General features: G+C 65.5%; 18 protein-coding genes and 1 tRNA gene. 17 read left to right on the top strand and 2 right to left on the bottom strand.

Going from position 1 to position 20,858, the window contains the following annotated elements:
* Positions 1-28: 28 nt before the first annotated feature.
* The 12 genes from pstB to IP91_RS05025 all read left to right on the top strand — a co-directional run bounded on the left by pstB (position 29) and on the right by IP91_RS05025 (position 12,505).
* Complete coding sequence (gene pstB / locus IP91_RS05080) at positions 29-820, top strand: phosphate ABC transporter ATP-binding protein PstB (RefSeq protein WP_145647638.1); 792 nt, start codon at positions 29-31, stop codon at positions 818-820.
* 26 nt (positions 821-846) lie between these two features.
* Complete coding sequence (gene phoU, locus IP91_RS05075) at positions 847-1,557, top strand: phosphate signaling complex protein PhoU (protein WP_145647637.1); 711 nt, start codon at positions 847-849, stop codon at positions 1,555-1,557.
* Between the two features lie 16 nt (positions 1,558-1,573).
* Positions 1,574-2,266, top strand: coding sequence for a phosphate regulon transcriptional regulator PhoB (gene phoB, locus IP91_RS05070; protein ID WP_145647636.1), 693 nt, complete (start codon positions 1,574-1,576; stop codon positions 2,264-2,266).
* A 6-nt stretch (positions 2,267-2,272) separates the two neighbouring features.
* Positions 2,273-3,592: a phosphate regulon sensor histidine kinase PhoR gene (gene phoR, locus IP91_RS05065; RefSeq protein ID WP_145647635.1), complete on the top strand. Its 1,320-nt coding sequence runs from the start codon at positions 2,273-2,275 to the stop codon at positions 3,590-3,592.
* A 57-nt stretch (positions 3,593-3,649) separates the two neighbouring features.
* Complete coding sequence (locus IP91_RS05060) at positions 3,650-4,672, top strand: patatin-like phospholipase family protein (protein WP_145647634.1); 1,023 nt, start codon at positions 3,650-3,652, stop codon at positions 4,670-4,672.
* A gap of 30 nt (positions 4,673-4,702) precedes the next feature.
* Positions 4,703-5,107: a GlcG/HbpS family heme-binding protein gene (locus tag IP91_RS05055; RefSeq protein WP_145647633.1), complete on the top strand. Its 405-nt coding sequence runs from the start codon at positions 4,703-4,705 to the stop codon at positions 5,105-5,107.
* Between the two features lie 157 nt (positions 5,108-5,264).
* Positions 5,265-5,990, top strand: a complete 726-nt coding sequence (locus IP91_RS05050; RefSeq protein ID WP_229473887.1) for a PEP-CTERM sorting domain-containing protein — start codon at positions 5,265-5,267, stop codon at positions 5,988-5,990.
* Positions 5,987-6,742, top strand: a complete 756-nt coding sequence (locus IP91_RS05045) for a PEP-CTERM sorting domain-containing protein (protein WP_229473885.1) — start codon at positions 5,987-5,989, stop codon at positions 6,740-6,742. Before IP91_RS05050 ends, IP91_RS05045 begins: the two co-directional genes overlap by 4 nt.
* Positions 6,743-7,034: 292 nt before the next feature.
* Complete coding sequence (gene carA, locus IP91_RS05040) at positions 7,035-8,198, top strand: glutamine-hydrolyzing carbamoyl-phosphate synthase small subunit (protein WP_145647632.1); 1,164 nt, start codon at positions 7,035-7,037, stop codon at positions 8,196-8,198.
* Positions 8,199-11,429 (top strand): carbamoyl-phosphate synthase large subunit, encoded by a 3,231-nt coding sequence (gene carB, locus IP91_RS05035; protein WP_145647631.1) that lies wholly within the window; start codon positions 8,199-8,201, stop codon positions 11,427-11,429.
* A 126-nt stretch (positions 11,430-11,555) separates the two neighbouring features.
* On the top strand, positions 11,556-12,032 hold the full coding sequence (greA, locus tag IP91_RS05030) for a transcription elongation factor GreA (protein ID WP_145647630.1): 477 nt from the start codon (positions 11,556-11,558) through the stop codon (positions 12,030-12,032).
* An 11-nt stretch (positions 12,033-12,043) separates the two neighbouring features.
* Complete coding sequence (locus tag IP91_RS05025; RefSeq protein WP_145647629.1) at positions 12,044-12,505, top strand: DUF4149 domain-containing protein; 462 nt, start codon at positions 12,044-12,046, stop codon at positions 12,503-12,505.
* Between the two features lie 82 nt (positions 12,506-12,587).
* On the opposite strand, the gene yhbY is transcribed toward IP91_RS05025, so the two are convergent.
* The gene (gene yhbY / locus IP91_RS05020) at positions 12,588-13,052 is read right to left on the bottom strand and encodes a ribosome assembly RNA-binding protein YhbY (protein WP_145647628.1); all 465 of its coding nucleotides are present in this window, start codon (positions 13,050-13,052) and stop codon (positions 12,588-12,590) included.
* Positions 13,053-13,095: 43 nt separating this feature from the next.
* Between yhbY and IP91_RS05015 the strand changes: the two genes are divergently transcribed.
* The 5 genes from IP91_RS05015 (at position 13,096) to IP91_RS04995 (ending at position 18,491) form a co-directional block, all read left to right on the top strand.
* Entirely contained in the window at positions 13,096-13,773 is a 678-nt protein-coding gene (locus tag IP91_RS05015; RefSeq protein WP_145647627.1) for an RlmE family RNA methyltransferase, read from the top strand.
* Between the two features lie 241 nt (positions 13,774-14,014).
* A complete protein-coding gene (gene ftsH / locus IP91_RS05010) occupies positions 14,015-15,895 on the top strand; it encodes an ATP-dependent zinc metalloprotease FtsH (RefSeq protein ID WP_145647626.1) in 1,881 nt (626 codons plus the stop codon).
* A gap of 88 nt (positions 15,896-15,983) precedes the next feature.
* On the top strand, positions 15,984-16,826 hold the full coding sequence (folP, locus tag IP91_RS05005) for a dihydropteroate synthase (RefSeq protein ID WP_229473883.1): 843 nt from the start codon (positions 15,984-15,986) through the stop codon (positions 16,824-16,826).
* Positions 16,827-16,850: 24 nt separating this feature from the next.
* Positions 16,851-18,212, top strand: a complete 1,362-nt coding sequence (gene glmM, locus IP91_RS05000; RefSeq protein WP_145647625.1) for a phosphoglucosamine mutase — start codon at positions 16,851-16,853, stop codon at positions 18,210-18,212.
* Positions 18,213-18,414: 202 nt separating this feature from the next.
* Positions 18,415-18,491, top strand: a tRNA-Arg gene (locus IP91_RS04995).
* A gap of 41 nt (positions 18,492-18,532) precedes the next feature.
* Here the strand turns inward: IP91_RS04995 and IP91_RS04990 are convergent.
* Complete coding sequence (locus IP91_RS04990) at positions 18,533-20,854, bottom strand: xanthine dehydrogenase family protein molybdopterin-binding subunit (RefSeq protein ID WP_145647624.1); 2,322 nt, start codon at positions 20,852-20,854, stop codon at positions 18,533-18,535.
* Between the last annotated feature and the right edge of the window lie 4 nt (positions 20,855-20,858).

Raw genomic sequence — 20,858 nt, 5'->3', positions numbered from 1 at the left:
AATGAACACGATCCGCCTCCAAGAGACCATGATGAACGCTCAACCGAATGCCGCCGCCAAGACGGGCGCCAAGATCATCGAGATCAAGGGCCTGAACTTCTACTACGGCAAGACCCGCAGCCTGCACAACGTCAATCTCGACATCCACGAGAAGCAGGTGACGGCCTTCATCGGCCCCTCCGGCTGCGGCAAGTCGACGCTGCTGCGTACGCTGAACCGCATGTACGACCTGTATCCGGGCCAGCGCGCCGAAGGCACCATCGCCTACCGCGGCACCAACATCCTGGAAGGCAACCAGGACGTGAACATGCTGCGCGCCAAAGTGGGCATGGTGTTCCAGAAGCCGACGCCGTTCCCGATGTCCATCTACGACAACATCGCCTTCGGCGTGCGCCTGTACGAGAACCTGTCGAAGGGCGAGATGGACGAGCGCGTGGAGTGGGCGCTGAAGAAGGCCGCGCTGTGGACCGAGGTGAAGGACAAGCTGGGCAAGAGCGGCCTGTCGCTGTCCGGCGGCCAGCAGCAGCGCCTGTGCATCGCGCGCGGCGTGGCGGTCAAGCCCGACGTACTGCTGCTCGACGAGCCGACGTCCGCGCTGGACCCGATCTCGACGTCGAAGGTGGAAGAGCTGATCAGCGAGCTGAAACAGGACTACACGATCGCGATCGTCACGCACAACATGCAGCAGGCGGCGCGCTGCTCCGACTACACGGCGTATATGTACCTGGGCGAGCTGGTGGAATTCGGCGAGACGGACCAGATCTTCATGAACCCGGCCCGCAAGGAAACCCAGGACTACATCACCGGCCGCTTCGGCTGATCTGAGACATTAAAAGGACCACAGCCATGATGGGCGAACATTCATCCAAAGCTTACGACCACGACCTGGAAGCGATCCGCTCCAAAGTGCTGCTGATGGGCGGCATGGTGGAGACGCAATTCCTCGACGCGATGACCTGCTTCCGCATCGGTAACGCCGAACGGGCCGAGCGCGTGATGCGCGAGGACGATGCCGTCAACCAGCTGGAAGTGCAGCTGGACGACCAGTGCAGCCACCTGATCGTGCGCCGCCAGCCGGCCGCCAACGACCTGCGCACGATCATGGCCACGATCAAGGTCATCACGGACCTGGAGCGCATCGGCGACGAGGCCACCAAGATCGCCCGCACGGCGAAGAGCCTGCACGGCCGCGGCGCCGTCACCGTCAACCACTACGAGATGGTGCGCAATATCGCCACCGCCACCAGCGACATGCTGCACGACGCGCTGGACGCCTTTGCCCGCAACGACCACAACCAGGCACTGGCGCTGATCGCCCAGGATGCCGTGATCGACCATGAATTCCGCACGATCATGCGCAACCTGATCACGTTCATGATGGAAGATCCGCGTACAATTTCGGCTGCGCTCGATACGATGTGGGTCGCCAAGGCGATCGAACGCATCGGCGACCATGCGAAGAACATCGCCGAGTACGTGATCTACGTGGTGGAAGGGCGCGACATCCGCCACAGCCGTCCGGCCGTCACGGAGCCGCTGGAAACGAAGGAAGACTAAGAGTTCAATCCAAGAAATGGCAGCTGACAAAACGACAGTATTGATAGTGGAAGACGAACCGGCGATCGTGGAGCTGGTCACGTTTTCCCTGCGCGAATCGGGCTGGAACGTGAGTTCCGTGCAAAGCACGCAGGAAGCCTGGGAGTTCATCCACGAACGCAAGCCGCAACTGATCCTGCTCGACTGGATGCTGCCCGACCAGAGCGGCCTGCGCCTGCTGGCGCGCATCCGCGGCGACCGCCACTTTGCCGACATCCCCGTCATCATGCTGACGGCGAAGAGCATGGAAGAGGACAAGCTGGCGGGCCTGAACAGTGGCGCGGACGACTACATCACCAAGCCGTTCTCGCCCCGCGAGCTGCTGGCCCGCTCGCGCGCGCTGCTGCGCCGCAAGAGCCCGGAGCATGCGGATACGGCGATGCGCGCCGGTCCGATCACGCTCGATCCGGTCAGCTGCACGGTGTCGATGGGCGAAGCGAAGATCGACATCGGCCATGCCGAATACAAGCTGCTGAAATTCTTCCTGGCGCATCCGGAGCGCGTGTTCTCGCGCAGCCAGCTGCTCGACAAGGTGTGGGGCGACCACGTCGTCATCGAGGAGCGCACGGTCGACGTGCACGTGCTGCGGCTGCGCAAGGCGCTGAAGGAAGCGGAACACCTCATCAAGACCGTCCGCAGCGTCGGCTACATGCTGTCCGAGAAAGCGTAATCCTTCATGAATCCGAAGCTGCTGTTCTGGGTGCCGGTGGCGCTGCGGCTGGGCATTGGCGCGGTGGGCATCGGCCTGCTGTGGTGGTGGTTCGGCGCGCTACCGGCGCTGTGGGTGGCGCTGGCGGCCGTGACGGCGCTGGTGGTGGCGCAGCTGCACTATCTGTACGACCTGTCGGCCTGGCTGGACGATCCGCAGAGCGCGAAGCTGCCCGATGGCTGGGGCGAGTGGACGCCGGTGTTCTCGCGGCTGTACCGCCTGCGGCGCGACGACGAGAAGAACCAGCGCGAGCTGACCGAATGGCTGGCGCGCTTCCGCCAGGCGATGCACCTGCTGCCGGATGGTGTCGTCATCATGGACGACGTGCTGTTCCTGGAATGGTGCAACCCGGCCGCCGAGGAGCACCTGGGCCTGCGCCAGGATCGCGACAAGGGCATGCGCGTGACGAACCTGGTGCGCAGCCCGGACTTCATGGACTACCTGATCCTGGGCCGCTACGACCAGCCGCTGACGCTGTCGTTCCGCGGCCGCAAGCTGATCGTCCACATCATCCCGTTCGAGAACCGCCGCCAGATCCTCGTCACGCACGACATCACGGAAACCGAACGCACGGACATGATGCGGCGCGACTTCATCGCCAACGCGTCCCACGAGCTGCGCACGCCGCTCACCGTGATCCTGGGCTTCCTGGAGATCGCCGCCTCGGAACCGCTCGATGCCGACACCCGCCAGGCGCACCTGAAGCTGATGGTCGAGCAGGCCTACCGCATGCAGCACCTGATCGAGGACATGCTCACGCTGTCGCGCCTGGAATCGATCGACCACCCGATGCGTCCCGAGCGGGTCGACATCGGCAAGATGCTGGACCGCGTGCAGCGCGATGCGCAGGCCCTGTCGGCGGGCAAGCACGAGATCACGCTGGAGATCCGCGGCGGCGACGTGATGGGCAGCGCCGACGAGCTCTACAGCGCCTTCGGCAACCTGGCCGCCAACGCGGTGCGCTACACCCCGGCCGGCGGCACGGTGCGGCTGCTGTGGGAAGACACGGCCTCCGGCGTGCGCCTGTCGGTACGCGACACGGGCATCGGCATCAGCCCCGAGCACATCTCGCGGCTCACGGAACGCTTCTACCGCGTCGACAAGAGCCGCTCGCGCGAGACGCAGGGCACGGGCCTGGGCCTGGCCATCGTCAAGCACGTGCTGCTGCGTCATAACGGCACGCTGACCATCACGTCCGAACCGGGGCAGGGCAGTACCTTCACCGTCAATCTGCCGAAGGCGCTGTCCGCGGCGCCGCAGCCGGCCCCTGCACTGGCCGCGAAGTGAACTGATACAATCTGGCGTTTGCCCGCACCCGCTGCGGGCGCCACCCAGACTGAATCGATGGCATTCCACAGATTTTTCAAGCGCCTGGCCGGGCCGGCTGTGCGGGCCGCGCTGACGGCGACCGCCCTGGCCACCTTCCTGGCCGCGTGCGGCTCCACGCCGACCGCCCCCTCCACGCCCGAAGTCATCACGCCGGCCACCACCGTGCCGCCGGCGATCCCGCCCGCGCTGGCCGATTCCACGCCGACCCTGCAGCCGCCCGCGCCACCGCAGCGCAAGGTGAGGATCGGCCTGGCCCTCGGTGGCGGGGCGGCGCGCGGCTTCGCCCACATCGGCGTCATCAAGGCCCTGGAAGCGAACGGCATCGTGCCGGACATCGTCGTGGGCACCAGTGCCGGCAGCGTGGTCGGTGCCATGTACGCGGCCGGCAACAACGCGGCCGCGCTGCAGAAGATGGCCTACGCCATGGACGAGGCGGCGATCTCCGACTGGGCGCTGCCCCTGTTCGGCAGCAAGTCCGGCGTGCTGAAGGGAGAAGCGCTGCAGGCCTACGTCAACAAGGCAGTGCAGAACCGGCCCCTGGAAAAGCTCAAGCTGCCGTTCGGCGCCGTCGCGTCGGACCTGAAGACGGGCCAGCCGATCCTGTTCACCCGCGGGAACACGGGCATGGCGGTGCGCGCCAGCTCGGCCGTGCCGGGCGTGTTCCAGCCCGTCTCGATCGGCAACCGCACCTATGTCGATGGGGGCCTGGTGGCCCCGGTGCCGGTACGCTTCGCGAAAGAGATGGGCGCCGAATTCATCATTGCCGTCAACATCAGCACGCAGACCGATGCCCAGGCCGCCGTGTCGTCGCTGGAAGTGATCATGCAGACCTTCTCCATCATGGGCCAGCGCATCAACCAGTACGAGCTGCGCGATGCGGACATCGTGATCCAGCCGCCGCTGGGCACGATGGCCAGCAACGATTTCGCCAACCGCGCGAAGGCCATGCAGGCCGGCGAGAAGGCCACGCTGGCATTGATGCCACAGCTGAAAGCAAAACTGAAGGCGCGCCGCGAGTCGCCGGCCGTGCTCCGCTAAACCCGTTCATTAGTCCAACCAGGAAACCCGATGCAGACCAAGCCTTACCTGACCCTCGCCGATGTGAAGAAGATTGCCGCCGCGGCCGAAGCCGAAGCGCTGGCCAACGGCTGGGCCGTGTCGTTCGCGATCGTCGACGACGGCGGCCACCTGCTGTGGCAGCAGCGCCTCGATGGCGCCGCGCCGCTGACCTCGCACATCGCCCCGGCCAAGGCCAAGACGTCGGCGCTGGGCCGCCGTGAAACCAAGGTGTACGAAGACGTGATCAACAACGGCCGCTACGCCTTCCTTACGGCGCCGGAAGTGGAAGGGCTGCTGGAAGGCGGCGTCAATATCGTCGTCGACGGCCACACCGTGGGCGCCGTGGGCGTGTCGGGCGTGAAGTCCAATCAGGATGCCCAGATCGCCAAGGCGGGGATTGCCGCGCTGGGCTGATTCCGGGGCCTGCCTCCCGGGCCGCATGCATGCGGCCCGGCCTTCGTCAAAAGCCGGCCGAAACTGCTTTTGTTTCCGCCACCGGCTGCTAAGCTGAAAGCCGGCCCTGCCGACCAGGCCGGAGATGGTTTCGGTCAACTTTCCGACGGAGGTTCCCATGCAATCAGGCATCCCGGCCGCGCTCGCGCTCGGCATCGTGCTGTGCTCCGCGGCGATGCGTCCCGCGGCGGCGGAAACCAGCATCGACACTGCGGCATTCACGCTCAGCTATACCGATGGTCCGAATCCGGAAGACTGGAGCATCACGCTCGTGGACCAGGACCCCGGCCACTACAGCTTCTCGCTCGACACGCTGAACCGGGATCTGGCGCTGGCCGAGGCGCGCGACCTCACCGGTGCCGGCAGTTTCGATTCGAAATACCACTACAGCACGCTGTTCCTGGACCTGAAACCCGCGTACCGCGTCACGGGCATCACCGTCACCGGCACGGCTTTTGGCGAACTGGGCCTGGGATACGTGCCCGACTTTCCGCCCGGCCAGGCGCACAATGGCGCCACCTTCTACATGACGGTCTGGAAACCCACTGGGCCGGTCGGCTATGGCCACATGTTCGACGACTTCCAGGCCGAGCAGTCGCTGGCGGGCGGCGAAACGGACCTGGACCTGGTCACGGACACGATCCTGGGCTTCTCCGGCAGCCTGTTCGCGCAGGCCTGGGGCGTCAATGGCGACGGCGCGTTTGCCGAATCGATGGCGCGTGCCTCGGTCCGCGACGTGACGCTGCACGTGACGGTGGCGGCGATTCCGGAGCCGGGCACCTGGCTGATGCTGGCAGCCGGGCTCGGCGCGCTCGGCCTGTACGCGCGCCGGAGGGAATCGTGAGCCGTGCCCTGGCCTGGCTGGCCGCCCTGGCCACCGGCATGCTGCTGGCGCTGGCAGGCCCGGCCAGCGCCGCCGTCACGCTGGAGACAGAGGCGTTCATCCTCACCTACGTGAATGGTTCCAGTCCGGGCGACTGGCGGCTGAGCGTGGCGGCGCAGACGCCGCTGACCACCAGCATCTCCCTCGATACCCTGAATGGGGAACTGCAGTACTGGCCCGCCATCGACGAGACCGGTACCGGCACCGTCAACGGCAGCGCGCACTGGAGCGTGCTGGCGGTGGACGTGAAGCCGGGCTACCGCGTGACGGGCGTTTCGGTCCATGCGCTGGCATATGGCGAACTGGTCGCCGGCCAGCTGGAGGGCTACCCGCCCGGCAGCGCGGACAACCGCGCCAGCCTGGCCTGGACCCTGACCGCGCCGGGCGGCGTGCAGCCGTTCGGCTACCAGGCGGCCACGTTCCAGGGGCTGCGGCCGTTCGCCCTGGACAGCGGACCGCTGTCGCTCGACGGCAGCTTCCGGCTCGACCTGTCGGCCAGCGTCTGGTCACAGGCATACGGCACGGGAACGGACGGCAACTACGCCGCTTCGATGGCGCTGGCGTCGATCGGCAACGCGCTGCTGAACGTGCAGGTGGCCGCCATTCCCGAGCCGGCCACGTACGCGATGCTGCTGGGTGGGCTGGGGCTGCTGGGCGGCGCCGCACTCCGGCGGGGCGAGCGGCGCCCGGCGGACTCACCGGCCCGCTTGTAGGTCACCTTATAGGCTAACTTATAGGCCAGCTCATCAGGGCGCAGCCCGCATGGCGGCGCGATCTCGCGCGCCGTGCGCATAAAAGGGCGCAGAATAGGCGGACCATGGCGCCTCCGGCATTGCCGGGAAGGCCCCTTTGCGGTACAATTCGAAGGTTTAGCCAATCCATATCTACCGTAGCGCCTACCACATCAATCCATACTCATTCGACCCGCAGCCAGGCTCCGCCCGGCTTATTTTTTATGCGGATCGCTGACGTGGCGCGGCTACGGTAACTTTACAGGAGTTGCCCTTGCCGCCATTTCTTTCTGGCCCTGCCGTTCCAGCCATCCTGGCTCTCGCCGACGGCACCGTCTTCAAAGGTTATTCGATCGGCGCCGCCGGTCACACGACCGGTGAAGTCGTCTTCAACACCTCCATGACCGGGTACCAGGAAATCCTGACCGACCCGAGCTATACGCGCCAGATCGTCACGCTGACGTACCCGCACATCGGCAACTACGGCATCAATGCCGAGGACGTCGAAGCGGGCAAGGTGGCCGCGGCCGGCCTGATCATCCGCGACCTGCCGCTGCTCGCGTCGAACTTCCGCTCCACGCAGTCGCTGGGCGACTACCTGAAGGCCGAGAACGTGGTCGCCATCGCCGGCATCGATACCCGCAAGCTGACGCGCCTGCTGCGCGAAAAGGGCGCGCAGGCCGGTGCCATCCTGACCGGCACGCAGGGCAACGAGCCATCCGTGGCGCAGGCCGTCGAACTGGCCCGCTCGTTCCCGGGCCTGACAGGCATGGACCTGGCGAAAGTCGTGTCCACCACGGCCGCCTACGAGTTCACCGAGACCGAATGGCAGCTGGGCGAGGGCTATGGCAAGCAGGACAAGCCGCGCTTCCACGTCGTCGCCTTCGACTACGGCGTGAAGCGCAATATCCTGCGCATGCTGGCCGAGCGCGGCTGCAAGGTCACCGTGCTGCCGGCCCAGTCGACGGCCGCCGATGCGCTGGCCCTGAATCCGGACGGCATCTTCCTGGCCAACGGTCCGGGCGATCCGGAACCCTGCGACTACGCGATCAACGCCACGCGCGAACTGATGGCGAAACAGATCCCGACCTTCGGCATCTGCCTGGGCCACCAGATCATGGCCCTGGCATCCGGCGCGAAGACGCTCAAGATGAAGTTCGGCCACCACGGCGCCAACCACCCGGTGCAGGACCTCGATTCGAAGCAGGTGCTGATCACGTCGCAGAACCATGGTTTTGCCGTGGACTCGGCCACGCTGCCGGACAACTGCCGCGTCACCCACGTGTCGCTGTTCGACGGCTCGCTGCAGGGCTTTGCCCGCACCGACACGCCGGCGTTCTGCTTCCAGGGCCACCCGGAAGCGTCGCCCGGCCCGACCGACGTCTCGTACCTGTTTGACCGCTTCATCTCGATGATGGAAGCCGCGGAGAAAAAATAAATGCCAAAACGTTTAGACATCAAAAGCATCCTGATTATCGGCTCCGGCCCGATCGTGATCGGCCAGGCCTGCGAATTCGACTACTCCGGCGCGCAAGCCTGCAAGGCCCTGCGCGAAGAGGGCTATAAAGTCATCCTCGTCAACAGCAATCCGGCCACCATCATGACGGACCCGGAAATGGCCGACGTCACCTACATCGAGCCGATCACGTGGCAGGTGGTGGAACGCATCCTGGCGAAAGAGCGTCCGGACGCGATCCTGCCGACGATGGGCGGCCAGACGGCGCTGAACTGCGCGCTGGACCTGCACAACAACGGCATCCTGGCCAAGTACAACGTCGAGCTGATCGGCGCCACGCCGGAAGCGATCGACAAGGCCGAGGACCGCTCCAAGTTCAAGGACGCGATGACGAAGATCGGCCTCGGTTCGGCCCGTTCCGGCATCGCGCACACGATGGAAGAAGCGTGGAAGGTGCAGCGCGAGATGGGCTTCCCGACCATCATCCGGCCTTCGTTCACGATGGGCGGCAGCGGCGGCGGCATCGCCTACAACGAGGAAGAGTTCGAGCAGATCTGCAAGCGCGGCCTGGAAGCCTCGCCCACCAGCGAGCTGCTGATTGAAGAGTCGCTGCTGGGCTGGAAAGAGTACGAGATGGAAGTGGTGCGCGACAAGGCGGACAACTGCATCATCATCTGCTCGATCGAGAACCTGGACCCGATGGGCGTGCACACGGGCGACTCGATCACGGTGGCACCGGCGCAGACGCTGACGGACAAGGAATACCAGATCATGCGCAACGCCTCGCTGGCGGTGCTGCGCGAGATCGGCGTGGACACGGGCGGCTCGAACGTGCAGTTCTCGATCAACCCGGCCGATGGCCGCATGATCGTCATCGAGATGAACCCGCGCGTGTCGCGTTCCTCCGCGCTGGCCTCGAAGGCCACCGGTTTCCCGATCGCGAAAGTGGCGGCCAAGCTGGCCGTGGGCTTCACGCTCGACGAGCTGCGCAACGAGATCACGGGCGGCGCCACGCCGGCCTCGTTCGAACCGTCGATCGACTACGTCGTGACGAAGATCCCCCGTTTCGCGTTCGAGAAATTCCCGACCGCCGACGACCACCTCACCACGCAGATGAAGTCCGTCGGCGAAGTGATGGCGATGGGCCGCACGTTCCAGGAGTCGTTCCAGAAGGCGCTGCGCGGCCTGGAAGTGGGCGTCGATGGCCTGAACCAGAAGACGGTGGACCGCGAGAAGCTGGAAGAGGAACTGGGCGAGCCGGGTCCGGAACGCATCTGGTACGTGGGCGACGCGTTTGCCCAGGGCTTCACGCTGGAGGAAGTGCACCAGCTGACCAAGATCGATCCGTGGTTCCTCGTGCAGATCAAGGAGATCGTCGACATCGAGCTGTGGCTGGATACACAAAAACTCGAGGGCCTCGACAAGAACACCCTGTACCGGCTGAAGCAGAAGGGCTTCTCGGACCGCCGCCTGGCCTACCTGCTGCAGACGACGGACGTGGAAGTGCGCAACAAGCGCCGCGAGCTGGGCATCCGTCCGGTGTACAAGCGCGTCGATACCTGCGCGGCCGAATTCGCGACGAACACGGCGTACATGTACTCCACGTACGACGAAGAGTGCGAGTCGAACCCGACGGACAAGAAGAAGATCATGGTGCTGGGCGGCGGTCCGAACCGCATCGGCCAGGGCATCGAGTTCGACTACTGCTGCGTGCACGCCGCGCTGGCGATGCGCGAGGACGGCTACGAGACCATCATGGTCAACTGCAATCCGGAGACCGTGTCGACCGACTACGACACGTCCGACCGCCTGTACTTCGAATCGCTGACCCTGGAAGACGTGCTGGAAATCGTCGACCTGGAAAAGCCGGTCGGCGTGATCGTGCAGTACGGCGGCCAGACGCCGCTGAAGCTGGCACTGGACCTGGAAAAGTACGGCGTGCCGATCGTCGGCACCTCGCCGGACATGATCGATGCGGCGGAAGACCGCGAACGCTTCCAGAAGCTGCTGCAGGACCTGGAGCTGCGCCAGCCGCCGAACCGCACCGCGCGTACCGAAGCGGAAGCGCTGGCACTGGCCCAGGAAATCGGCTACCCGCTGGTGGTGCGTCCATCGTATGTGCTGGGCGGCCGGGCGATGGAGATCGTCCACGAGCAGCGCGACCTGGAGCGCTACATGCGCGAGGCCGTCAAGGTCTCGCACGATTCGCCGGTGCTGCTGGACCGCTTCCTGAACGACGCGATCGAGTGCGACGTGGACTGCATCTCCGATGGCGAAACCACCTTCATCGGCGGCGTGATGGAACACATCGAGCAGGCCGGCGTGCACTCGGGCGACTCGGCCTGCTCGCTGCCACCGTACTCGCTGTCGCAGGACACGATCGATGAACTGAAGCGCCAGACCGCGCTGATGGCCAAGGGCCTGAACGTGGTCGGCCTGATGAACGTGCAGTTCGCGATCCAGAAACAGGAGATCGATGGCCAGCAGAAGGATGTCGTGTTCGTGCTGGAAGTGAATCCGCGCGCGTCGCGTACCGTGCCGTTCGTGTCGAAGGCCACGGGCCTGCAGCTGGCCAAGATTGCCGCGCGCTGCATGGTCGGCCAGACCCTCGCTTCGCAGGGCATCACGCAGGAAGTCGTGCCGCCTTACTACAGCGTGAAGGAAGCCGTGTTCCCGTTCGTGAAATTCCCGGGCGTGGACACGATCCTCGGACCGGAAATGAAATCGACGGGCGAAGTGATGGGCGTAGGCCAGACGTTTGCCGAAGCCTTCGTCAAGTCGCAGCTGGGCGCCGGCGTGAAGCTGCCGAAGTCCGGCAAGGTGTTCCTGTCCGTGAAGGCCTCCGACAAGCCGCGCGCCGTGAAGGTGGCGCGCGACCTGGTCGATGCCGGCTTCTCGCTGGTGGCCACCAAGGGCACGGCGGCCGTGATCGCGGCGGCGGGCATTCCCGTCGCGCCGGTGAACAAGGTGGTGGAAGGCCGGCCGCACGTGGTCGACATGATCAAGAACCACGAGATCGCGCTGGTCATCAACACGGTCGAGGAAAAGCGCAGCGCCATCGTCGATTCGCGGGCGATCCGTACCTCGTCGCTGCAGTCGCGCGTGACAACCTACACGACGATCGCGGGCGCCGAGGCCGCGGTGGCGGGTATCCGTCACCTGGACGAGTTACGCGTGTACGATTTACAAGGCCTGCATAAAACCTTACACTAAGCCTTGACTGCACCTTGCGGGGTCTCTCCCGCAAGGCGACTGCAAGGTACCCGACGGAGCCCGCGCCGAAGCATGGCGCGGGCTCCGTGCTTTTTCATACGTTAGATCCAACCCCAGAGACGAAACATGAATTCTGTTCCACTCACCAAATACGGCGCCGAGCTCCTGAAAGAGGAACTGCACCAGTTGAAGACCAAGGAACGCCGTATCGTCATCGATGCGATCGCCGAAGCGCGGTCGCATGGCGACCTGTCGGAAAACGCCGAGTATGACGCCGCCAAGGAACGCCAGGCCTTCGTCGAAGGCCGTATCGCCGAGCTGGAAGGCAAGCTGTCGACCGCGCAGGTGATCGACCCGACCACGCTGGACGCGGAAGGCCGCGTGGTGTTTGCCGCCACGGTCGACCTGGAAGACCTGGAGTCGGGCCAGAAAGTCACCTACCAGATCGTCGGCACGGACGAGGCGGACATCAAGGTGAACAAGGTCTCCGTCACGTCGCCCATCGCGCGTGCCCTGATCGGCAAGTCGGCCGGCGACGTCGTCGAAGTGCAGGCCCCGAGCGGCCCGCGCGAGTACGAAATCCTCGAAGTACGCTACATCTGATGCAGCCGGCGATGCCGCAGCACCCCGGCCTTCTGGAGAAGGTCCGGCTGCTGGTGGCCGTGCTGTGGGCCGGCAGCCTGTGGGCGGTGGGCTACCTGGTGGCGCCGATGCTGTTTGCCACGCTGTCCGACCGGATACTGGCCGGCACGATCGCCGGCGCGCTGTTCCATGCCGAGGCGCTGCTCTCGCTGGGCTGCGCGCTGGCGCTGCTGGTGCTGCTGAAGTTCGCCACGCCCGGCTGGACGCCGGCGCGCCGCCGCACCGTGCTGGCCCTGATCGCGGCAATGGCGCTGTGCACGGTGGTCAGCCACTACGGCCTGCAGCCTCTGATGGCCGAGCTGCGCACCGCGGCAGGGCCGGATGGCGTGCTGGCCTCCGCCGCCAGATCGCGCTTCGGCATGCTGCATGGGGTGTCGAGCGTGATCTACCTGGTGCAGAGCATCCTGGCCGGCTGGCTGGTCCTGAAACAATAGTTGCCTCAAAAATGGGGACAGACCCCATTTTTGAGGCAACAAAAAAGCGGGCAGGGCCCGCTTTCGGCAGCGCGAACGACGATCAGCCCAGGCTCTTCTTCGGGCTGCTCTGGCGTTTCTTGGCGCGCTTGATGGTGCCGCCTTCGGTCACGCGCTCGTTCCCCTTCAGCATGACCTTGCTGACGGACGGCTTCTTGGTGCCGCTGGCGCTCGGCTTGACGATGGTGACCATGCGCATGCCCTTGCCGGTCTTGCCGGTGCGGGCTTTTTCCGCTTCCTTCTTCGGGCGGTACAGCACCAGCAGCTTGCCGATGTGCTGGATGGGTGCCGCGTCCAGCTGTTCGCAGATGGTTTCGTACATGGCGATGCGGGCTTCGCGGTCGTCGCCGAACACGCGGACCTTGATCAGGCCGTGGGAATCGAGGCCCAGCTCGATTTCCTTCATCACGGCTGCGGTCAGGCCGGCTTCCCCAATGAGGACGATAGGCTTGAGCGCGTGGGCTTCTGCGCGCAGGGCGCTGCGCTCAACAGGGGTCAGATTCAACATAATGATTTATAGGTAGCTCTCTTAAAGGCAGTATTCTACGCGAATGGCAAAGAACAAATTAAACAAAAACTGGTTGCACGACCATATTAACGACCCTTACGTGAAGGCTGCGCAGAAGGACGGCTACCGCGCACGCGCGGCCTACAAGCTGAAGGAAATCGACGAGGATGAAAAACTCGTCAAGCCGGGCCAGGTGATCGTCGACCTGGGCTGCACGCCGGGCAGCTGGGGCCAGTACGTGCGGCGCAAGCTGGCGGGCAAGGAGGGCGGCGGCATCAATGGCACCATCATCGGCCTGGACATCCTGCCGATGGAGCCCATCGCGGACATGCATTTCCTGCAAGGAGACTTCCGCGAGGAAGAAGTGCTGCACCGCCTCGGCGAGGTGCTGCAGGGCCGAAAGGTGGACCTGGTACTGTCGGACATGGCGCCGAACCTGTCGGGCATCGCCTCGGCCGACGCGGCGCGCATGGAAGACCTGATCGACCTGGCCATCGAATTCTCGCAGCTGCACCTGAAGCCGGGCGGTTCATTGCTGGTGAAATGTTTCAAGGACATGGGTTTCTCGCAGATCGTCGAGAAATTCCGCCATGAATTCAGGACCGTCACGCAGAAAAAGCCGAAGGCCAGCCGTGTCAAATCGTCCGAGATTTTCCTGCTGGGGCGTGGCCTGAAGCATCCGGCCGACGCCGGTGGCGCAAATGCCACGGCTGACGATTGACTATCGAGTCCCCGCTGCCGGGGAAAAATACCTATAACGGACTTGTAATTCCTGCCAAAAGCCGCACATCGACCAGCGGAGAAGCAGTTTTTATGCTTTTCGCGCATTGGGAGTGGACCGGCGGTGCATGCCAGCACCGTCCCCGCACCTTTACGGCACTTTGTAGCGCGTGTCGATGTAATGCGGGTAAAATCGGATTTCTGCTACAGGTAACAGGTGCGCAAGCATCCAAGGAGTTTTCGTGAATAACATGTTTTCCAAATCCGCCATCTGGGTCGTGGTTGCCCTGTTGCTGTTCATGCTGTTCAAGCAGTTCGATCACAACAGCGTGTCCGGCGGCGCCAAGACGATCGCCTATTCCGATCTGCTGGACGAGATCAAGGCAAAGCGGATCAAGGACCTCGTACTCGAGGGCAGCACGATCACTGCCACGAAGACGGATGATTCGCGCGTGCGCACCACCGCCACCGGCCTCGACCGTGGCCTGATCGGCGACCTGCGCGAAAACGGCGTGCGCTTCGATGTGCGTCCGCCGGAAGAGCCATCGTTCCTGCAGCAGGTGTTCGTGTCGTGGTTCCCGATGCTGCTGCTGATCGGCGTGTGGATCTTCTTCATGCGCCAGATGCAGGGCGGCGGCAAGGGCGGCGCTTTCTCCTTCGGCAAGTCGAAGGCGCGCATGCTCGATGAAACGAACAACACCGTCAATTTCGCCGACGTGGCCGGTTGCGACGAGGCGAAGGAAGAAGTCACGGAAATCGTCGACTTCCTGAAGGACCCGACCAAGTTCCAGAAACTGGGCGGCCGCATCCCGCGCGGCGTGCTGATGGTGGGCCCACCGGGTACGGGTAAAACGCTGCTGGCGCGCGCCATTGCCGGCGAAGCAAAAGTGCCGTTCTTCTCGATCTCCGGTTCCGACTTCGTGGAGATGTTCGTCGGCGTGGGTGCGTCCCGCGTGCGCGACATGTTCGAGAACGCCAAAAAACACTCGCCTTGCATCATCTTCATCGACGAGATCGACGCGGTCGGCCGTCACCGTGGCGCCGGCATGGGCGGCGGCAACGACGAACGCGAGCAGACGCTGAACCAGCTGCTGGTCGAGATGGACGGCTTCGAGGCTTCCTCGGGCGTCATCGTGATCGCGGCCACCAACCGGGCGGACGTGCTGGACAAGGCCCTGCTGCGTCCGGGCCGTTTCGACCGCCAGGTCTCCGTCGGCCTGCCGGACATCCGCGGCCGCGAACAGATCCTGAACGTCCACATGCGCAAGGTGCCGATCAGCACGGACGTCAAAGCCGACATCCTGGCCCGCGGCACGCCCGGCTTCTCGGGTGCGGACCTGGCCAACCTGGTCAACGAAGCGGCGCTGTTTGCCGCCCGCCGCAGCAAGCGCCTGGTGGACATGGCCGACTTCGAGGATGCCAAGGACAAGATCTTCATGGGTCCGGAACGCAAGTCGATGGTGATCCGCGAAGAGGAACGCCGCAACACGGCCTACCACGAGTCCGGCCACGCCGTCGTCGCCAAGCTGCTGCCGAAGGCCGATCCGGTGCACAAGGTCACGATCATGCCGCGCGGCTGGGCCCTGGGCCTGACCTGGCAGCTGCCGGAACATGACCGCATCAGCGGCTACAAGGACAAGATGCTGGAAGAGATCTCGATCCTGTTCGGCGGCCGTATCGCCGAGGAGCTGTTCGTCGGCCAGATGTCCACCGGCGCGTCGAACGACTTCCAGCGCGCCACCAAGCTGGCCCGCTCGATGGTGACCAAGTTCGGCATGTCCGATTCGCTGGGCGTGATGGTGTACGAGGATGAAGCGAACGAAGGCTTCATGGGCGGCACCAACAAGACCATCTCGGAAGCCACGCAGCAGAAGGTCGATGCGGAAATCCGCAACATCCTCGATTCGCAGTACGCCCTGGCGCGCAAGCTGCTGGACGAGAACCGCGACAAGGTCGAGATGATGACCAAGGCGCTGCTGGACTGGGAAACGATCGATGCCGACCAGATCAACGACATCATGGCCGGCCAGGAGCCGCGTCCGCCGAAAGCCGGCGTGACCATCCGCAAGCAGCCGAGCGGCGACGGTCCGACGGCATCGCCGAGCGCCACCGCACCGGCCTGATCCAGGCCCGCGGCACGCCAGTGCAGTCACAAGGGTGAGGAGCGATCCTCGCCCTTTTCATTTTCCGCTACCGATTCCACACCGATCCATGTCTTCCATCGCTTTCGGCCGGCATCGCCTGCCGGCCAACCGGGCCCTCGTGATGGGCATCCTGAACGCCACCCCTGATTCCTTCTCCGACGGCGGCAAGTTCGCCGCACTGGACTTCGCCATCACCCATGCCGAGCAGATGATCCGCGACGGCGTCGACATCATCGATGTCGGCGGTGAGTCCACGCGCCCCGGCGCGCCGGTCGTGCCGCTGGAAGAAGAGCTGCGCCGCGTGCTCCCGCAGCTGTACGCACTGCGCGATACCGGCGTCGCCATCTCCGTCGACACCTACAAGCCGCAGCTGATGAAGGAGGCGGTGCTGGCCGGCGTGGACATGATCAACGACATCAATGCCTTCCGCGCGCCGGGTGCGATCGAGGCCGTGCGCGACAGCGACTGCGCGCTCTGCATCATGCACATGCTTGACAAACCTGCAACAATGCAGGATAAACCTGCCTACGCCGATGTCGTCCGCGACGTGACGGAGTTCCTGCGCGAGCGCATCGCAACCCTGGTCGAAGCCGGCATTGACCGCGATCGGCTGTGGATCGATCCGGGCTTTGGTTTCGGCAAGACCGTCGAGCATAATTACACTTTGCTGCGCGCCGGCCGCGAGATGGTCGCCGCGCTGGGCGTGCCGCTGCTGGCCGGGCTGTCGCGCAAGTCGATGATCGGCGCCGTGACCGGCAAGCCCGTCGAACAGCGGCTGGCCGGCAGCATCGGCGGCGCCCTGGCGGCCGTGGCGCACGGCGCACGCATCGTGCGGGTGCACGACGTGGCCGAAACGGTGGACGCGCTGAAGGTCTGGCAGGCGGCCTGCAACCCGGCATCCGCTAACTGAATCAATTTGATGGAAGAGAAGAACATGGCACGTAAATATTTCGGTACCGATGGTGTGCGTGGCCTGGTGGGCGAAGCGCCGATCACGCCGGATTTCGTGATGCGCCTGGGCTACGCTGCCGGCAAGGTGCTGGCCAAGACGGCGCAGGCGGGCACGGCCCGTCCCACCGTCCTGATCGGCAAGGACACGCGCATTTCCGGCTACATGCTGGAAGCGGCGCTGGAGGCAGGCCTGGCCGCCGCCGGCGTGGACGTGCGGCTGGCCGGCCCGATGCCCACCCCGGCAATCGCCTACCTGACGCGTGCGCTCCGCCTGTCCGCCGGCGTCGTCATCTCGGCTTCGCATAACCCGTTCCATGACAATGGCATCAAGTTCTTCTCGTCCCAGGGCACCAAGCTGCCCGATGCCGTCGAGCTGGACATCGAGGCGCTGATCGACCAGCCGATGGGCTGCGTGCCCTCCGAAAAACTGGGCCGCGCCAAGCGCCTGGACGATGCCCAGGGCCGCTACATCGAATTCTGCAAGAGCACGTTCCCGAACGAGCTGGACCTGCGCGGCCTGAAGATCGTCGTCGACAGCGCCCATGGCGCCGCCTACAACATCGCCCCGCACGTGTTCCATGAGCTGGGCGCCGAGGTGGTCTCCATCGGCAACAAGCCCGACGGCTTCAACATCAACGACGGCCACGGCGCCACGGCACCGAAGGCGATGGCCGCCGCCGTGCTGGCCCACGACGCCGACCTCGGCATCGCCCTCGATGGCGACGCGGACCGCCTGATCATGTGCGACGCCAACGGCCGCCTGTACAACGGCGACGAGCTGCTGTACGTGATGGTGATGGACCGTCTCGCCACGGGCGAAGTGAAGGGCGCCGTTGGCACGCTGATGACGAACATGGCTCTCGAGGTCGCGTTCAGGGAGAAGGGCGTCGGCTTCGCGCGCGCCAAGGTGGGCGACCGCTACGTGCTGGAAGTGATGAAGGAAAAGGGCTGGATCCTGGGCGGCGAGGGCAGCGGCCACCTGCTGGCCCTGGACAAGCACACGACGGGCGACGGCATCGTCTCCGCGCTGCAGGTGCTGTCCGCACTCAAGCGCAGCGGCCAGACGCTGGCGCAGATCGCCAGCCACCTCGTGCTGTTCCCGCAAACGCTGATCAATGTGCGCGTGCCGGCCGGCTTCGACTGGCAGAAGAATCCGGCGATGGTGGCCGAGAAGGAAGCGGTCGAACGCCAGCTGGGCGACAGCGGCCGCGTGCTGATCCGCGCCTCCGGCACCGAACCGCTGATCCGCGTGATGGTCGAAGCCCGCGACGAGCTGCTTGCCCAGCAATGCGCGCGCCGCATCGCCGACCTCGTCGAGGCACCGGCAGCACAGAACGCCGCCTGACCTGCTCCTTCCGGCCGCCGCTCCGCCGCAGTGGCCGCACCAGCCCCGTGGCAGCTGGTGGCGCCTGTCACCGGTTGCACGCCACCACCGCCCCCGCACCGATTTGACGCCCCCGGAGCCAGCGGTTATCATTTTGGCCTGACAGCGGGCACAGACCCGCTGTTGTCTTATCCGGCTCGCCCATCGCGGCGCACCGTCCCGACTGCCCATAGCTCAGCTGGATAGAGCAACGGCCTTCTAAGCCGTAGGTCGCTGGTTCGAACCCAGCTGGGCAGGCCAGCCGCGCCGTGCAGCGCGCGGCCAGAGCCATCCTTCCTGCATCACCCCATCAGCTTGTCCAGCGTGATCGGCAGGTCGCGCACGCGGATCCCGCAGGCGTTGTACACGGCATTGGCCACCGCCGCCGCCGTGCCCGTGATGCCGATCTCGCCGATGCCGCGCGCGCCGGCCGGCGCATGGGGATCGGGGATATCGGTCCAGATCACGTCGATCTCCGGCACGTCCAGGTGCGCGGCCACGTGGTAGTCGGACAGGTTCGGGTTCATGATGCGGCCGTTGCGCTCGTCGAATTGCGTTTCTTCCAGCAGCGCCATGCCCAGGCCCATGATCATGCCGCCGCGGAACTGGCTGGTGGCCGTCTTCGCGTTCAGGATGCGGCCGCAGTCGAACGAGCCCAGCAGGCGGTTGACGCGCGTCTCGCCGGTGACCTGGCTGACCCGCACTTCGCAGAAGATCGCGCCATACGAATGCATCGACCAGTGCGCCAGTTCCAGTGGCGGCGGTGCCTTGCCCTCGACCTGGATGGCCGTGCGTCCGGTGCGGCCCATCAGCGCCCCATAGCTTTCGAACCGCGACGGATCGGCAATGCTGCACAGGCCACCGTCGCGGGCGCGCACCTCGTCCGGCTTCAGGCCGGCCAGCGGCGATTTTTCTCCGGCCAGCGCCAGCAGGTCGGCAAACAGGGCATCCTGCGCGGCGATGATGGACCGGCCGATCGATGCCGTCTGCTGCGAACCGCCGGCCAGGATCACGCCGGGGAACTTCGTGTCCGCATAGTCGAACGTCACCTGGTCCAGCGGCACGCCGAGGCGGGCAGCGATCAGCTGGGACTGCACGGTGGCGGTCCCCATGCCCATCTCGTGCGCGGCCACTTCCGCATGCACCCGGCCGTCCGGCGTGAGCGTCAGGCGCGCGGCGCCGCCGGGCATGCGGTAGTAAGGATAGGTGGCGGTGGCGCAGCCCATGCCGATCAGCCATTCGCCATCGCGGCGCATGCGGGGCAGGGTGCGCGCTTCCCAGCCGAAGCGTTCCGCGCCGGCCCGGTAGGCTTCCAGCAGGTAGCGCGACGAGAACGGCGTGCCGGTCGTCGGGTCCTTCGCCGGCTCGTTGCGGCGCCGCAGCTCGATCGGATCGATGCCGAGGCGGTCGGCCAGCTCGTCGATGGCGCTTTCCAGGCCGAACGAGCCGACCGATTCGCCGGGCGCACGCATGAAGGTGTTGGCGATCATGTCCATCTGTGCGGCCTGCACTTCCAGGTGGAAGGCGCCGACGCCGTACAGGCACTTGGCCGGCATGATGAACGGCTCGGGCATATTGTTATGTTCCGTCATCACGGCGAGACCCGTGTGGATCAGCGCGTCGAAGCGGCCGTCTGCCTGCGCGCCGATGGCCACGCGCTGCTCGGTCAAGGTGCGGCCGCCAACGACGCGGTACACGCCTTCGCGCGACAGCACGATCCGCACCGGCCGGCCGGACACCTTCGATGCGGCGGCGGCCAGCACCTGGTGCTGCCACAGCGCCTTGCCGCCGAAGCCGCCGCCGACGAAGGGCGACGTGATATGCACCTGTTCTTCCCGGATGCCGAACACCTGCGCCAGCGACCAGGCCGTGTGGGCGACCCCCTGCACGGCGTCGTGGACGCGCAGCTCGTCGCCGTCCCAGGCCAGAGTGGCCGCATGCAGCTCGATGGCGTTGTGGCTGTGGCGCGGCGTGCTGTACACGGCATCGACCTGGAACGGCGCGGCCACCAGTGCCGCTTCGGCATCGCCGCTTTCGACCTTCAGCGGTTCGCCCTGGAACACGCCGGTCTTGCTGCCGCGTGCCTTCGCCGCCGCCAGCGACGTGACCGCCTCGGCCGTCTCGTAGGTCACGCGCACCAGCGACTTCGCATGGTCGGCCTGTTCCTGCGTCTCGGCCAGGACGATGGCCACGGGCTGGCCGTTCCAGTGCACCTGGTCGTCCTGGAACACGGGCAGGTCGGCACCGCCTGCCGCCTTCGGTTTGCTGAGGAAGACAGGCACCTTGTTCATCTTCGGCGCGTTCCGGTGTGTCATGACGAAGACCACGCCGGGCGCCGCCTCGGCAGCCGTCGTGTCGATGTCGGCAATGCGGCCCTTCGGCACGGTGCTGTAGACCAGCGCGGCATACGTCATGCCGGCCAGCGGGATCTCGGCGGCGAACCTGGCTTCGCCGCGCACCTTCAGCGGCCCATCGACGCGCGAGACGGGCGCGCCGATCAGCGGATCGCCCCGCGCAATCAATGGATCGGCGATGCCGCCGGGGATCAGCGCATCGGGCGCATGCTCGACGGCCTTCTTCATCACGGCCTGGCCGGCCTTCTGCAAGGTCTGGACGATGTTCATGGGT

Source organism: Pseudoduganella lurida (genome assembly GCF_007830455.1).
GTDB classification, from domain to species: domain Bacteria; phylum Pseudomonadota; class Gammaproteobacteria; order Burkholderiales; family Burkholderiaceae_D; genus Rugamonas; species Rugamonas lurida.
This window is presented reverse-complemented; position numbering and strand designations above follow the sequence as displayed.